Genomic DNA, 590 nt, shown 5'->3' on the forward strand with positions numbered 1-590 from the left:
AATCCTATCAAAGTCGGTCTCAGTTCGGATTGCAGGCTGCAACTCGCCTGCATGAAGTCGGAATTGCTAGTAATCGCGGATCAGCATGCCGCGGTGAATACGTTCCCGGGTCTTGTACACACCGCCCGTCACACCACGAGAGTTTACAACACCCGAAGCCGGTGGGGTAACCCGCAAGGGAGCTAGCCGTCGAAGGTTGGGTAGATGATTGGGGTGAAGTCGTAACAAGGTAGCCGTATCGGAAGGTGCGGCTGGATCACCTCCTTTCTAAGGAAATACCCGAACCCGATGAGGTTCGGATAAACGTGGCAGTTTATCGCTTTACTCGTTGTCAGTTTTGAAAGAGTAACCGTACCCCAAAAAGTGAAGATAAGCGTTGTAGCTTATACCGATTACTTTTCGGGGACCCCGGAAACCTTCTTTCAATACGTTAAGTCATCCGTTTGGTGGCGATGGCGGAGGGGAACCACGCGTTCCCATACCGAACACGACCGTTAAGCCCTCCAGCGCCAATGGTACTTAGACCGCAGGGTCTTGGGAGAGTAGGACGTCGCCAAGCAGGTGTTATGTTATACACCTACGCAGCAGCC

1 rRNA gene is annotated in these 590 nt (G+C 52.7%); it reads left to right on the forward strand.

The features are described 5' to 3' along the window. The first annotated feature begins 442 nt into the window (after positions 1-442). Positions 443-559, forward strand: a 5S ribosomal RNA gene (gene rrf / locus ADU23_RS12700). The last annotated feature ends 31 nt before the right edge of the window (positions 560-590 follow it).

It is taken from the genome of Paenibacillus sp. FJAT-27812, from assembly GCF_001273905.1.
GTDB lineage: Bacteria > Bacillota > Bacilli > Paenibacillales > Paenibacillaceae > Pristimantibacillus.